Raw genomic sequence first — 13,495 nt, 5'->3', positions numbered from 1 at the left:
AAAATGAGTAAGAAGCGTAACCCTGCCCTCAACGTTAAGAGGAAAAATCGCAGGAAAGTCATAAAGGTCATCGGCCAAATCATACTCCTGGCGGTGGCGGCCGTCGTTTTGGTCAACGCGGTCTTCGACCTTCAAACCTACCAGGAGCCGGATAAGTCAAAATGGCGCCAGGACAAAGGCTTCATCGCCTTGTCCTACTTCGGAGTCGGCCGCAGCGGAACGTCCAAGCTGGTGTCGCAAGACCAGCTGGACGCCCAGCTCAAGGCGCTGCACGATCAAGGCTACGAGACGATCTCGCAGCAAGACGTGATCGATTATTACGAGAAAGGCGCGCCGCTGCCGGATAAAGCACTGTTCCTGTCGTTTGAAGACGGACGGAACGATTCCGCGTTGTTCGCGCAGCCGATTTTGGAGAAATACAATTTCAAAGCAACCTTCTTGTCCTATGCGGACAAAATGGGCAACAGCGAACGAAAATTCCTGCAGCCGAAGGACATGCTGAAAATGACCCGGACCGGCTATTGGGAGCTTGGGACGAACGGTTACCGCCTGAGCTATATTAATATTTTCGATGAGGACGGCCGCTACATGGGCGTCAAGGACGAAAAGGCTTTGACCGACAAATCGAACGTGGAGTATTACAACCATTATTTGATGGATTTTATCCGCGACGAGAATATGATTCCGCTCGAGAACCGCGTGGAGATGGAAGCGCGGATCGGCGCCGATTATGCGGCGATGCGCGACGTGTACAGCAGCAAGCTCGGTTACGTGCCGGGCGTCTATATGATCATGCATGCGAATGCCCTTGGCGAAGGGATGAATGCGCTGGTGGACAAGGCGAATACAGAGCAGATCCGGCAAACGTTCACCATGAATTTCAGCCGCGAGGGGACGGCGATGAACGACAAGCAGGGCGATCTGTACAACTTGACGCGTGTCCAGCCGGCGCCTTACTGGTCCACCAACCATCTGATCATGAAGCTGCGCAAGGATTCGGGGCAGGATATGACGTTCGTGACAGGCGACGAAAAAGAGGCAGCCCGCTGGGCATTGGAGAGCGGAGCGGCCGAATTTGACGGCAGCCGCATCACCGTAACCTCTCCTCCGTCCGGTGAGGGACGCATTCGGCTTAGCCAGGATCCCGGCGCTGATACGACCGTAACGGCCAACCTGCTCGGCAACGTGGTCGGGCGGCAATCGATCTATGTTCGTTTGGACGAGCAGGAAGATTCGTTCCTGCGGCTTGTTCTGGAAAATAATGTGCTTCGGGTAGAACAAAAAGCACCCGGCCAAGAGCCGGAAGAGCTGTTCGAGCAGACGCTGCCAGACGTGAAATGGGGCGAAGAGGACTTAAGGTTCGATAAAGCATCCGTATACACGAAGGAGCAGACTTTATCAGGGGATCGGGACGATGATGAAGAATATCCGATCAATATTCTCTGCAACAGGAAGCTGGAGATGACGGCACTGGGCGATAAGCTAAAGGTTAGTATTGACGGCCAGGTTATCCTTGACAATCAGACGGTGGACAGCGCAATCCGTGGAGGCGGTGTGGCTCTGGGATCGATGTATCATGAGCAGAACAAAAAGGATGACATTTATGACGGGATCTTCGAGAACGTAACGGTAACTGCCATGGACGCGGATGGCGGCAAGGACGTACGGTATACGAACAAGCCTTCAGGCTTGGAAGGCGTCGTTTGGCGCGTTCGCCGGACATTCGATACGGCTGTGAATTGGGCGGTCGAAACTTTCTAAATGGATCGAGCCGTTGAAATCTTCTTAAGTGAGATCCAGGAGGTAGCGGCACCCCAGGTGAAGTTTAGGCGGTCGACACACTCTAGATGGAGAGGCCAGGTGGTCGGGACATCCTAGGTAAGATCATAGATGGACGAGACACTCTAGATGAGAGATCCAGATGGACGAGACATCCTGTGTGAGACCGGTCGAGGCTTCTTGAGTAAGACCCGGTCTGTTAAGGCACTCAGGTGAGTTTAGATGACCCAGAACATCCTAGATGAGCTCCAGATGGATGGAACATGATCAGAAGGTGGCGGTAATTATGAGCCTCAACAAAAAATGGATCTGGGCGGCGGCCGTCACTGTTCTCGCTGCTGCGTTTTTTCTGTGGCGCGAATGGAGAAGCGGGTCGGATGAACCGCCGCCACAGCCGTCGTCCGGGATTCGCCTGTCCGCGTGGATTGCGGATTGGCAGTGGAAGCCCGGGGTGCTAGATCTGGAGCAGCTTGGCGGGAGCGTCAAGGAGCTTAGCATGTTCGCGGCTTATTTTAATCACCGGGATGAGCTTCATTTTACGGAACAGTACGGAGAGGCGCTGCCTGAAGTCCGAGAGGCTGCGACAGCAGCCGGCGTGGAGCGCATGCTGCTGACCATCGTCAATGATCGGTTTGGCGAGGATGGAACGGCGGTTCAGAAGGACCCGGACCTGGTGTCAAGGCTCGTAGCTACGGACACGGCACGGGAGGCGCATATCAATCAGATCGTCGAGACGGCGAAGAAATCCGGATTCGGCGGGGTAGAGATCGACTACGAGAAGGTTCATAAGCGTGATCTTGGCGAGCTGACTTTGTTCTATGGCGAGCTGTACGAGCGCCTTCAGGCAGAGGGATTGAGCCTTCGCATCGTGATCGAGCCCGGCATGAAGACGGAAGTATTGGATTTTCCGGAGGGGCCGTCTTATGTCATGATGGCCTATAATCTGTACGGCGGCCACAGCGGGCCGGGACCGAAGGCCGACCACCGGATGATCCGGAATTTAGCCGACAAGCTGCGCCGGTTTCCCGGAAACACCTCCTTGGCGCTGTCGGTGGGAGGATTCGATTGGCCGGATGGCGGCAAGGTCGTCTCGCTGACCGAGAAACGGGCAGCCGAGCTGGCGGCCTCAAGCTCCGCCGCTCCGCAGAGGGATGCCGATAGCGGCGCTTTGCACTTCGAGTATACGGACGATGCAGGTGTCCGTCATACCGTGTGGTATGCGGACGGGACCACGCTTGCAGGCTGGATGGCAACGGCTATGAGCGCCGGCATTTCGGACATCGCTATATGGCGTCTGGGCGAGCTCGAGCCCGATACGCTGAAGCGGTTGAGGGAGGAGGCGGGCAGTTGATCAGCTTGAAGGAGCCAAAGTAGCAGGTAAAAGCCCGATCAAGTCCCTTTTGAGGACTTGTGGAGCTAAAGTGGCAGGTAAAAGCCCGATCAAGTCCCTTTTGAGGACTTGTGGAGCTAAAGTGGCAGGTAAAAGCCTGAACAAGTCCCTTTGGGGGACTTGTGGAGCTAAAGTTGCAGGTAAAAGCCTGAACAAGTCCCTTTGGGGGACTTGTGGAGCCGAAGTTGCAGGTAAGAGCCTGAGCAAGTCCCTTTTGAGGACTTGTGGAGCTAAAGTGGCAGGTAAACGTCAGAACAAGTCCCTTTGGGGGACTTGTAGAGCCAAAGTAACTGGTAAACGCTCGAACAAGACCCTTTTGGGGACTTGTAGAGCCAAAGTAGCAGGCAAAAGCTCGAGCAAGTCTCTTTAGGGGACTTGTGGAGCAACCGGAGCTCCTCTGTTAAAGGGGCAAAGAGGTTTGGCAAAAATGCGAACTCGGTAGCTACCGTTTAAATTTGCAAATGAACGTGGCAATCGATCAAAAATAAAAGTGGCGGCGCACAGATCACATCCCGTGCGCCGCCATTTTTTGTTTTGAATTAGGGAGAAAACGTAAGCTGACCTACTTATGGGGCTGTTTTCTTCTTAATACACGTTAAAGCGCAGATACGCGCATACCTACCAACGTGAGAGTCACAGGCGATAGCCGCGCGTATTTTTCCATCTGAGCAATCACAGGCGATAGGCGCGCTTTTTCCATCTGGAGAGTCACAGCTGGTACTGCGCATTTTTGCCATCAAGGATCAATGAATCAGCTTGGATTCCCTAGCCTTGCGGACCAGTCCGCTGCTCGCCCGGTTGATCGGCTTCTTAAGGACGATGCCGATTACAAGGGCAATGGCGGCGAATATTAGCAGCATCAGCAAATCCTGAATGACGACATCCCATAGGATGCCGCCAACGGCTTCACGCATCATGCTGATGGCATAGGTGAATGGCAGATATGGGTGCAGCGCCTGGAAGAAGGGCGGCGTCATCTGGATGGGGAACGTGCCCCCCGCGCCGGCCAGCTGCAGAACGAGCAGCACGATCGCCAGCGCCTTGCCGACATTTCCGAACACTGAAACAAGCGTATAGACGATCAGCATGAATACAGTGCTGACCAGAAGAGCGAATACGATGAACCAGTTCGGATCGGCAACGTAGGTTTTCAGCAGATACAGATCGCCAACCGTGACGAACAGCGCCTGCAAAAGCGCGATGGTGAGAAACGTCAGGTATCGTCCGAAATACACCTCCACACTGCGAGGACTCCTTTCCTCATCATGAACGTCGACCGTGAGCAGCGAAACGAGCAGCAGCGCCCCGACCCACAGCGATAAGGTGGTGAAGAAGGGGGACATGGCCGAGCCGTAATTGGGAATCGGATACAGCCGATTTTCCTTCAAGACAACAGGCTCGGCAAAAAATTGGCTTTCGAGCTCGAAGTTGTTTTGCAACAAATCGATAATCTCCTGAATATCCCCGCCTGCCTCCAGCTCGCGTATTTTATTGGCCAAATTCGTGATGCGCTGCTCCGCCTCCGGGAGCCGGCTTTTCGCGAGCTGTACTTCTTGACCGCCGAGCTTCAGGCCGGCCCCGGCATCCTTTAGAAGCTTCTGGATATCCGGAACGCTTGCCAGCGCCTTATTGAGCTCGCTCTTTACCCGCTTCGCCGTGTCTTCGCCTTTGTTGAAGGCACCTCGAATCGCCGGGCCGATCTCGCTGTCATACCGCGTGAGCAGAGTGCCGGTCACTGTGTGAATGTCATCTGCCAGCTTCTTCAGCTTGTCGATCGACTCTTGCGGCGGCGTGTCTCCTTTCTCAAGCGCCTCTCCGATTACGGTAAGAACGGACTCGGCGGAGGCAAGCCGAGCGGCGATTTCATTCAGCCGTTCCGCCCCCGAGGCGGCTGCAGGGGAGATGCTGCCGAGCCGCTGGAACAGTGCGCCGAGTCGCTTGGCTGCCTCTGATCCGACCTTGGCCCGCTCTGTGGCGGCTCGGATCCGGCGTTTGAGCTCTTCGGGATCGATATCGGTCTGCCCGAGCGCATCCGCGGCTTGCGATATGGTACCCGATACTTGCTCGAGCACCTCCAGATCCTGCCGGATCGCGGGATCAAGCGAAGCGGAGGCCTCGGCTGCGCGATCTGCAAATTCAGCCAGCGCCCCAGCCATCTGCTCTCCTGTCTGCGCGATATCCTTGAGGCGTGGCAGCGCGGCATCGGCCTCCTTAACAAGGCGGCTGGCGAGCTTGATATCCTCCTCAGCCGTCTTGACCGCTTGATTCAGCTCAGGGAAACTGTCCTCCAAACGGAACAGCAGGTCCCGGACCCTGTTAATGGTCGGCAGCTCGTTCTTGATTTCGATGCCCAGCCGGTTGAAAATTTCAAAGATGGTTCCGTTGGCCGTTTTGATGAAGTTTTTACTAATCTCCTCCACGACGCCCGATGCGCCCTGTGCGGTCACTTTTGGGGAAATGGCATTGATCTTTTCATTCGTATAATACAGAATTTCGGCTTTGATCGGTTCATCCCCAAGCACGGTTCCAATGCGTGCTGAAAAATTCTCGGGTATGACGATGGCCGCGTAGTCATCGCCGCGGCGCACGCCTTGAACCGCCTTTTCGCTGTCCTCCGTGAACCTCCATCCCAGCTTTTCGTTGGTTTTCAGGGATGCAACGATTTCTTTACCGAGATTAATCGGCTGATCGCGCAGTGTGGTGCCTTTATCCAGATTGGCTACGGCAATCGAAATGCCCGATGTCTGGGCGTAGGGATCCCATGAGGCAAGGATGTTAAACCATGCGTACAGCGAGGGAAGGACCGCAAGCCCGAGAATGATGACGGATGCGGCCCAGTTTCGGGTTATTCTTCTGAGATCGGCTGCATAGATATGGAAGATATTCTTCATAAAAGCTCCTGCCTTGTCCGTATTTGGAGCTTAGTATGGCTTATAAACGATTTTGGGATACCGCCCCGATCCGTGAAGCGAGATCCTGAATAAAGGCAGCCGAATCGAATGCCAGCATGCACTCGTATCCTCTGCACAAATACTTGATTTCGAATCCGGCGGCGGTACGGCTGCGGCCCAGGATGCGTATGCCGCGGCGCCGCATCTGCTGTCGGGCCGCCCAGAGCCGGTCCGCGTTGTCTTTGCCGGCATGCCGGAGGAGGAGAGCATACAGGTCAGCCAGCTTGAGCTCTAGGGTTGGCAGCAGACGAATATCGCGTTTAAGCACGGATTCAAGGACCGCATGCAGCATGTAGTCTTGAATGAGGGCTTCGTCCTCCCGAGTGGGAAGGGGGGGAGCCGACCGTTTCATGAGCGACACATCCTCAACAATAGATTCATCAGGGAACATATGTTCTATTATACCCATGGTATGCCAATCGTATGCTTCCTGCAATCCATAATTTTTGCCAGAAGGGAGGGGCGGCAACGAAGGCATCAAAACCGCTTGATTTTTACAAAAGTTTATGTGATTTCCATTAATTGAATGCTGTCTGTTTAGCTTGCTGCTCTTTTGTGTTATAATACTGTTAGCAGTCAACTAAAAGAGAAAGGATCAGGATACCATGAGTCCCCGAAGGACGAATCCCCAAAGGACGATTTGGAAACGTTATGATCTCTCATACACATAGCTTCCTTCGTAGAGCGAAGTCGGACGTCTGAAGACCAGGACGGTCTCTACGAAAGGAATGGGAACTATGGTTCGAAGGATGAACTCCTCACGGTTGCCTCTGCGTAGAGATTGGCCTGTGTCTGACCAATCTACTACGACAAGAGGGATCCTGTATGAGGAAAAATCAAGAGTCGATTATCGCCATGTCGGCGATGATGTTCGGAACGTTTTTAATGGCATTTGCGTATTACCACATTAATTTTTATAATCATTTGACGGAAGGCGGATTTGTTGGCCTGGCGCTGCTCGGCAAGTATGTGCTGGATATTCCGCCTGCGCTCAGCATGATCCTGATGGATATTCCGGTATTGCTGATCGCTTGGTTTGTAAAGGGAAGAAAATTCATCATTCATACGGTTGCGGCAGCGAGCATGTTCACGCTCTTTTATGCATTGATGGAGCGATACTCGACGCTCGTCATCGATCTTGGGAATAATCTATTGGCAGCTGCGCTGCTGTCCGGGGTGTTAACCGGCTTTGGTGCCGGCATCGTCCTCCGATTCGGCGGAGCTACGGGTGGAGATGACGTGATCTCTGTTCTGTTCAGCGAATGGAGCGGACTGAAGGTAGGAACGGTCTTTTTCCTAATGGATGCGATCGTGCTTCTCCTTTCCCTGTTCTATATGCCGCTGGTTGAAACCTTGTATACCATATTAGCCGTATCCATTGCGGGGCAAATCATCACATTGACGGTAACCTTCGGTACAGAGAGAACCGGCAAGAAGCAAGGCCCGAAGCCAGCGCGCTCCCAGCGAGCCGCCGTTGCGCCGAAACCTGCGCAGCATACGGTAAGCGGCCGGTGATGATCCGGGTGTACGAGAGGAAGGGGCGGTCTATGCTTAAGCCCCAGAATGAAATGCACTTGTTCAATAAGGGAATCCATCATACAAGCAAAACGGCCTTTTTCCTGAATGTGATCGGGGGGAAGGCCGTTTAACTTGTACTGGCGTTATTTTGGCGTCTTAGAGGCAAAGAAAATGCGAATACTGCACCGAATAAGAAACACAACCATGCCGGTCGGATCTTGGTCTGCTTACGATAAAAAAGAAGACCGGTCTAAAGCTGCGGCAAACCTGAGCTTCATCCTGAACATCCGATATGGGGCAAAACATTATGGAATAGGAGGACAAATATGAAACGAATGCCATTTGAGCGTCCTACCGAGCATTACGATGAGGGGGTTTATCACATTGATGAACAAATTTGCAAGCTGCTAAAAGAACGTAAGAAGCTCTCAAACCAAAATCCAGGTTATCCGCCATTTGAATACATAGAGAAATGGGCAGCTGATTATGATTTCTATCCGGATTATTTAAAATTGGTGTTTGGTGCATTGTTAAACGAACAATATTTTAAACCCGTCGTAAAGCCGACCGGATTCAGAAAGCATATTCCCGTGCTGAAATCCGTGGAACAAGGGGAATTCTTCTATACCGTGACCTCTGTACGGCAATATGACAATGCAAGCGTAGTCACCTTCAATATGGATTGGGACGTAACAAACGAATCGGAACAATCATATGAACTGAAGCATTTCGAATTATATGTGGGGGATGAATACGACTGCAGCATGGATACCGGACGCAGTACCTCTGGTCATTCCTCGTTTAACTACATCATATCCCCGCCGCTTCCTGATCAAATCCAAGGGATGGAATTCATTTTCAGTGAGTTCAGCAGACCCTTCTCGAATAAACCAACAGGCCAAACAATCACGATACGAGCAGATTAATTTCCATTTCATGAATGAAACCAGTGGCTTGGGTAGTGAGTGTTTAGCTTTTCCTAGAATATTAGCGAGATTCGATAGACACAACCAATATGAAAAAAAACAAGTCCCGTTCTCAGGACTTGTTTTTCTATAAATGATATAGGTAGCGTAAACCATCAGGCTACTCCTTCTCATCCGGATGGTTCTCGTCCCACTCCTGGGCTTTGGCCGTGGCGATGGCAATCGCGCGGCCTTCATCGTAATCTTCCTCCAGCAGGGCGTTCGCGATTTCCACGGCTTTGTTCCGGACCCGGGGCTCGAGGTTTTTCATGGACGGCGGATAGTCATGCTTGCTCCAAGGCATCGTGAAATCCCTCCATTTATATGTTCGATTACTGTCATATTACCCGGTCGGGCCCGATATTAATCGGATGCAAAGACCGAAGACCCGCTTACTTCTCAAACAGCTGCAGGTATTCGCCGTAGCCTTCCTTCTCCAGATCCTCCTTCGGAACGAATCGAAGCGCGGCCGAATTGATGCAGTAGCGAAGGCCGTTCGGCCCTGGACCGTCGTCAAACACATGCCCCAGATGGGAATCGGCTTTCTTGCTTCTTACCTCGGTGCGCACCATCATGTGGCTAAGGTCGAGCTTCTCCTTGATGTTGTGCTCGCGGATCGGCCGCGTGAAGCTCGGCCAGCCGCAGCCGGCATCATATTTGTCGGTCGAGCTGAAAAGCGGCTCGCCGGAGACGATATCCACATAGATGCCTTCGCCGTCATGGTCCCAGAACTCGTTGCGGAACGGCGGCTCGGTCGCGTTATTCTGGGTGACCTCATATTGGATCGGGGTCAAGCGCTGCTTAAGCTCCTCTTTATCGATCGGCTCGGACCAATGGCGCTCGATGAAATCCTCCCTGCCGGAGCCTTTACGATACCGCTTGTAATGGCCCGGATTTTTTTTGTAATAATCCTGATGGTACTCTTCCGCCTCGTAAAACGTGCTGGCCGGAATAATCGGCGTTACGATCGGCTTATCGAATCTACCGCTTGCCGCAAGCGCTGCCTTGGATTGCTCGGCGAGCTCGCGCTGCTCCTCGGTATGATAGAAAATAGCGGTACGGTAGGACGTTCCGCGATCATAGAACTGCCCGCCTTCATCGGTCGGGTCAATCTGCTGCCAGAACAGCTCCAGCAGCTTCTCATATGGGAAGACCTCCGGATCATACGTAATTTGGACGGCCTCGTAATGGCCGGTCGTATCGGAGCAGACCTCCTCGTAGGTCGGGTTCTCGGTGTGGCCGCCGGTATAGCCGGACACCACCTTCAGGATGCCTGGCAGTTCGTCAAACGGAGAGACCATGCACCAAAAGCACCCTCCGGCAAACGTGGCCAGTTGACTTGGGGCTGTACGATTATCCATATTTTATCCCTCCATGCGTTCATTACAAGATGATGAAACCTTATGTTCTATTATAATCTTTTTTACCCGGTGAAACCAAAATTTCGTCAAACGTTCGCACGGCGCCGTTTCATGTATCGGTAAAGGACCAGACCGGAAGCTGCTGCCAGCATAATGGCTGCTGCTAGCAAGGCGAACAGAAGAGGCCGGTCCGCGAGGCCGCTTCCGAGCCAGGCATACAGAACTATTGCAGGGATCTTGCCGAGCGCCGAAGCGGCCGTAAAGGTCCAGAACGGAACCGAAGCAACCCCGGCGTATAGGTTCACACCCATCTGTGGGATGATCGGAAGCAGCCGTGCCAGGAATACCGCCCGAAAGGGATGCCGCTCCACGGCTTCCGTAAAGGCGTGCAGCATCTTATACTTGCCGAGCAGGCGCCTGCCGGATTCCCGGTACAGCGTCCGAACGCCAAAATAAACGATGCAGGCCGCCGCCGTCGTACCGAGCCATGTAACGATCGATGCCCATACAGGACCATAAGCGTATCCGAGCAAGGCAATGACGGCTTTATAGGGGACGATGGGAATCAGGGCCAGAAGAGCGGCCAGCAGCGTCATGAGCGGGAGGGAACGGTTCTGCTGAAGCCAATCCAGCAGCTCGTGGCGGAACGCAAGACCGGCTGCGAGGATTCCGGCATAAATCGCGGGAATCATCCATCGGCTCCATGTTTTCATAAATGTATAACCTCGCTTTAACAGACAACAGGAATAGGAATATGATAACAAACAAATGGACGGACCGAAAAGCTAATGCCAGTAAAAGAAGAAATCATCTCGGGGACCTTCCTGTCGCGGACGGCTGATCCCTTAAAGTGGCGGCTGGGAAGCATAAGGTAATTACGAAATCGATTTAAACCCCCGCTTTGTTTACATGGCCTTGAAGCGTTATAATGTCCTCATGATGTAGAAGGCGGCCATGGGCATGGCTGCTTCTCGGGTGAGGGGGAGAGAGAGAATGGATGCTGAAGGAAAATCCATGGAAGACCGGATAGTGGAATCCTACCGGCAGGACGAGGATATGATGATCCTTGTGTTTGCGCAGTGGTGCGTCAATCACGGCCTGGATCCGGCGGAGCTGTACCGGAAGGCGTATCCCGGACAGCCGGAGAACGAACGGCTGGGCCGCGTCCTGGAGCTGACGGTGCCGAAGGAGGAGGCTGGGGATATCCCGGACCAGACGGTTCTTGGCGTGCTGTCGATGTACGGCAATGACGATTTGGCAGTGGTCGTTGCCGAAGCGGCGGCCGCGCGGGACGCTCGGCCGTAAATCGCAGCCCTTGAGGGACGATAGCGCGTTTCTCGTCTATGTAACTAAAATGGAAGGACCGGCAAGGAGCAAATCCTTGGCCGGTCCTTTTTGTGTCGCTCGCAATCGATCGCTGCTTTAAGTCGGCGTCCGGCTGTTCATCCGGAACTGCTTCGGCGATTGGCCGAATCGGGAGCGGAACACCCGGTGAAAATAGGTGTAGTTGGCAAAGCCCGACGTTTCAGCGACGTCCTCCAGCGACAGCGGGCTGAATACGATTCTCTCCTTGGCCATGTTCAGGCGGACATCCATCGTATACTGCATGATGGTGGTTCCGAAGGTTTCCTTGAACAGGTGCACGGCTCGGGAAACGCTGATGCCCACATGCGCGGCGACGTCCTCCAGCTTGAACATGGAGGATGCGTTCTCTTCGATATAATTTTTCATTCGGTAGGCCAGATAGGTCTTCGGCGTGGTGGTCGGCTGCTCGGAGAGCAGGCGGTCGACCTCCAGGCAGAGAATTCTAGCCGTGTAGTCCGATATTTCCGGATAAGGGTTCGAGACCCGGCGCTGCTCCAGAACGATCTGGCGGAACAGGCTCAAGTACCGCTCTTCGATCGGGACGCGGATTTTGGAAGGACGCTTCTTCGATTTCCACCAGGCATCCGCCCAAGGCCCCTTGAAAAAAATATGATAATCTCCGCTCTCAATCGTCAGCTCTCCCATGGCATTGACTTCATCGTCAATACGGAGCTCGTAGAATTGGCCCGGAGGAAAAATCAGCAAATCGCCGGCTTCGACGAGCGCAAGCTCGTCATCAATGCGGGCCCGGCAGCGGCCGTCGGTCTGCCACCGCATCAGGTAGGTATCAAATCCGTCCGGCATCGTCATGTTAAAGGGCTTGCGATGAAATGAAAAATCGGCTGCTACGACTTGGTTCGTTAAATTGGAATCCATTGCTTACGTCCCCTTCTGAATCACACAAAGAAATGAAGAAAATAATGACCAGATTGTTCATGTTTCGATCATATTATTCATTTTAAACGAAAGCATTAAAGAATACCATGGTACTAGTCCGGGGCACATCTTACACTCAAGGAGTGACATCGATGAACAAAATGAAAGCAGGCATTATCGGCTGCGGCAACATCAGCGGCATTTACTTCACGAACTTGAAGAACAGCCCGTGGATCGAGATCGTGGCATGTGCCGATTTGATTATGGAGAACGCTAAAGCGAAAGCGGAAGAATTCAACATCCCGAATGTTTATACCGTCGAGGAGATGCTCGCACAGCCCGACATTGAATTTATTATCAATCTGACGATACCGGCCAGCCACGCGAATGTGGATATCGCCGCTTTGGAAGCGGGCAAGCATGTGTACAGCGAGAAACCGCTGGCCATAACGCTGGAGGAAGGCCGGCGGGTGCTGAACCTTGCCGATCAGCGGGGGCTTCGCGTTGGCTGCGCGCCGGACACGTTCCTTGGCTCCGGGGTTCAAACAGCCAAGGCGGCTATCGAGTCCGGAAAGATCGGACGGCCGATCGCCGCTACGGCATTCATGATGGGATCCGGGCCGGAAGCCTGGCACCCGAACCCGGAATTTTTCTATGCTGCGGGCGGAGGCCCGATGATGGATATGGGACCTTATTACGTATCGGCATTGGTCGAGCTGCTTGGTCCTGCACGCCGTGTCAGCGCTTCGACCGGCATCCAAATCCCGGATCGGACGGTTGGCTCGGGCCCGCTTCAAGGCAAGCCTATCCACGTGCAGACGCCGACGCATTTGGCGGGAACGCTTGATTTTGAGAACGGTGCCATCGGCACGATGATCACAAGCTTCGATATCTTCGGCGGTTCTAATCTGCCTTGGATCGAAATTTATGGAACCCAGGGCACGCTCAGCCTTGGCGATCCGAACTTCTTCAATGGCGAAGTGAAGCTGAAGAGACACGGCTCGGACGCATGGGAAGCGCTGGAACCTGTCTTTGAATGCGGCACGAACGAGCGCGGGCTTGGCATCAACGACATGATCCAATCGATTCATGAGCAGAAGGACCATCGCTCCAGCGGCCGTATGGCCTATCATGTGCTGGAGATTATGCAGTCGTTCCAGCAGTCCTCGCTCGAAGGAAGACATATCGTTCTGAAGAGCACGTACCGTTACGGCAGCCTTCCGGCTCCACAGCAGGCCGAATCCGCCGAATAACGGCCTGAAAGGCTTAGGACCATGATATGGTTTGCTT

Annotated in this window: 12 protein-coding genes; 6 read left to right on the top strand and 6 right to left on the bottom strand. The window is 53.5% G+C overall.

Annotated features, from left to right (window positions below; translation table 11 throughout):
* Nucleotides 1-3 precede the first annotated feature (3 nt).
* On the top strand, nucleotides 4-1,761 hold the full coding sequence (locus MKX76_RS12790) for a polysaccharide deacetylase (RefSeq protein WP_341033892.1): 1,758 nt from the start codon (nucleotides 4-6) through the stop codon (nucleotides 1,759-1,761).
* A gap of 304 nt (nucleotides 1,762-2,065) precedes the next feature.
* Nucleotides 2,066-3,130 carry a glycosyl hydrolase gene (locus tag MKX76_RS12785; RefSeq protein ID WP_341033890.1) on the top strand — a complete coding sequence of 355 codons (1,065 nt, stop codon included), beginning with the start codon at nucleotides 2,066-2,068 and terminating at the stop codon, nucleotides 3,128-3,130.
* Between the two features lie 782 nt (nucleotides 3,131-3,912).
* On the opposite strand, the gene MKX76_RS12780 is transcribed toward MKX76_RS12785, so the two are convergent.
* Together MKX76_RS12780 and MKX76_RS12775 are read right to left on the bottom strand one after the other, a co-directional pair.
* Nucleotides 3,913-6,060 (bottom strand): YhgE/Pip domain-containing protein, encoded by a 2,148-nt coding sequence (locus MKX76_RS12780; RefSeq protein WP_251536912.1) that lies wholly within the window; start codon nucleotides 6,058-6,060, stop codon nucleotides 3,913-3,915.
* Between the two features lie 40 nt (nucleotides 6,061-6,100).
* Nucleotides 6,101-6,472 carry a hypothetical protein gene (locus tag MKX76_RS12775; RefSeq protein WP_007133090.1) on the bottom strand — a complete coding sequence of 124 codons (372 nt, stop codon included), beginning with the start codon at nucleotides 6,470-6,472 and terminating at the stop codon, nucleotides 6,101-6,103.
* Nucleotides 6,473-6,945: 473 nt separating this feature from the next.
* Here MKX76_RS12775 and MKX76_RS12770 point away from each other — a divergent pair, with 473 nt between their 5' ends.
* Nucleotides 6,946-7,635 carry a YitT family protein gene (locus MKX76_RS12770; RefSeq protein WP_028407303.1) on the top strand — a complete coding sequence of 230 codons (690 nt, stop codon included), beginning with the start codon at nucleotides 6,946-6,948 and terminating at the stop codon, nucleotides 7,633-7,635.
* Nucleotides 7,636-7,964: 329 nt separating this feature from the next.
* Complete coding sequence (locus tag MKX76_RS12765) at nucleotides 7,965-8,564, top strand: hypothetical protein (RefSeq protein WP_007133087.1); 600 nt, start codon at nucleotides 7,965-7,967, stop codon at nucleotides 8,562-8,564.
* A gap of 160 nt (nucleotides 8,565-8,724) precedes the next feature.
* Here MKX76_RS12765 and MKX76_RS12760 read toward each other — a convergent pair whose 3' ends face one another.
* The 3 genes from MKX76_RS12760 to MKX76_RS12750 all read right to left on the bottom strand — a co-directional run bounded on the left by MKX76_RS12760 (nucleotide 8,725) and on the right by MKX76_RS12750 (nucleotide 10,677).
* A complete protein-coding gene (locus MKX76_RS12760; protein WP_028407302.1) occupies nucleotides 8,725-8,907 on the bottom strand; it encodes a hypothetical protein in 183 nt (60 codons plus the stop codon).
* Between the two features lie 88 nt (nucleotides 8,908-8,995).
* Nucleotides 8,996-9,964, bottom strand: coding sequence for a peptide-methionine (S)-S-oxide reductase MsrA (gene msrA / locus MKX76_RS12755; RefSeq protein ID WP_007133085.1), 969 nt, complete (start codon nucleotides 9,962-9,964; stop codon nucleotides 8,996-8,998).
* Between the two features lie 86 nt (nucleotides 9,965-10,050).
* Complete coding sequence (locus MKX76_RS12750; RefSeq protein WP_245256268.1) at nucleotides 10,051-10,677, bottom strand: TVP38/TMEM64 family protein; 627 nt, start codon at nucleotides 10,675-10,677, stop codon at nucleotides 10,051-10,053.
* A 280-nt stretch (nucleotides 10,678-10,957) separates the two neighbouring features.
* Between MKX76_RS12750 and MKX76_RS12745 the strand changes: the two genes are divergently transcribed.
* The gene (locus MKX76_RS12745) at nucleotides 10,958-11,269 is read left to right on the top strand and encodes a hypothetical protein (RefSeq protein ID WP_210095757.1); all 312 of its coding nucleotides are present in this window, start codon (nucleotides 10,958-10,960) and stop codon (nucleotides 11,267-11,269) included.
* Between the two features lie 117 nt (nucleotides 11,270-11,386).
* Here the strand turns inward: MKX76_RS12745 and MKX76_RS12740 are convergent, their stop codons facing one another.
* Nucleotides 11,387-12,205, bottom strand: coding sequence for a helix-turn-helix transcriptional regulator (locus MKX76_RS12740; protein WP_007133082.1), 819 nt, complete (start codon nucleotides 12,203-12,205; stop codon nucleotides 11,387-11,389).
* Nucleotides 12,206-12,357: 152 nt separating this feature from the next.
* On the opposite strand from MKX76_RS12740, the gene MKX76_RS12735 reads away from it, so the two are divergent.
* Entirely contained in the window at nucleotides 12,358-13,458 is a 1,101-nt protein-coding gene (locus MKX76_RS12735) for a Gfo/Idh/MocA family protein (RefSeq protein ID WP_007133081.1), read from the top strand.
* Nucleotides 13,459-13,495 lie beyond the last annotated feature (37 nt).

The sequence above is a fragment of the Paenibacillus sp. FSL R5-0810 genome (assembly GCF_038002285.1).
In the GTDB taxonomy this organism is placed as follows: Bacteria; Bacillota; Bacilli; order Paenibacillales; family Paenibacillaceae; genus Paenibacillus_AQ; species Paenibacillus_AQ lactis.
Note: the sequence above shows the minus strand (reverse complement) of the source record. Positions and strands in the feature narration are given on the sequence as shown.

Coding starts and splice junctions, on each gene's coding strand:
- MKX76_RS12790 (WP_341033892.1), top strand. CDS start 4: ATGAGTAAGAAGCGTAACCCTGCCCTCAACGTTAAGAGGAAAAATCGC.
- MKX76_RS12785 (WP_341033890.1), top strand. CDS start 2,066: ATGAGCCTCAACAAAAAATGGATCTGGGCGGCGGCCGTCACTGTTCTC.
- MKX76_RS12780 (WP_251536912.1), bottom strand. CDS start 6,060: ATGAAGAATATCTTCCATATCTATGCAGCCGATCTCAGAAGAATAACC.
- MKX76_RS12775 (WP_007133090.1), bottom strand. CDS start 6,472: ATGAAACGGTCGGCTCCCCCCCTTCCCACTCGGGAGGACGAAGCCCTC.
- MKX76_RS12770 (WP_028407303.1), top strand. CDS start 6,946: ATGAGGAAAAATCAAGAGTCGATTATCGCCATGTCGGCGATGATGTTC.
- MKX76_RS12765 (WP_007133087.1), top strand. CDS start 7,965: ATGAAACGAATGCCATTTGAGCGTCCTACCGAGCATTACGATGAGGGG.
- MKX76_RS12760 (WP_028407302.1), bottom strand. CDS start 8,907: ATGCCTTGGAGCAAGCATGACTATCCGCCGTCCATGAAAAACCTCGAG.
- msrA (WP_007133085.1), bottom strand. CDS start 9,964: ATGGATAATCGTACAGCCCCAAGTCAACTGGCCACGTTTGCCGGAGGG.
- MKX76_RS12750 (WP_245256268.1), bottom strand. CDS start 10,677: ATGAAAACATGGAGCCGATGGATGATTCCCGCGATTTATGCCGGAATC.
- MKX76_RS12745 (WP_210095757.1), top strand. CDS start 10,958: ATGGATGCTGAAGGAAAATCCATGGAAGACCGGATAGTGGAATCCTAC.
- MKX76_RS12740 (WP_007133082.1), bottom strand. CDS start 12,205: ATGGATTCCAATTTAACGAACCAAGTCGTAGCAGCCGATTTTTCATTT.
- MKX76_RS12735 (WP_007133081.1), top strand. CDS start 12,358: ATGAACAAAATGAAAGCAGGCATTATCGGCTGCGGCAACATCAGCGGC.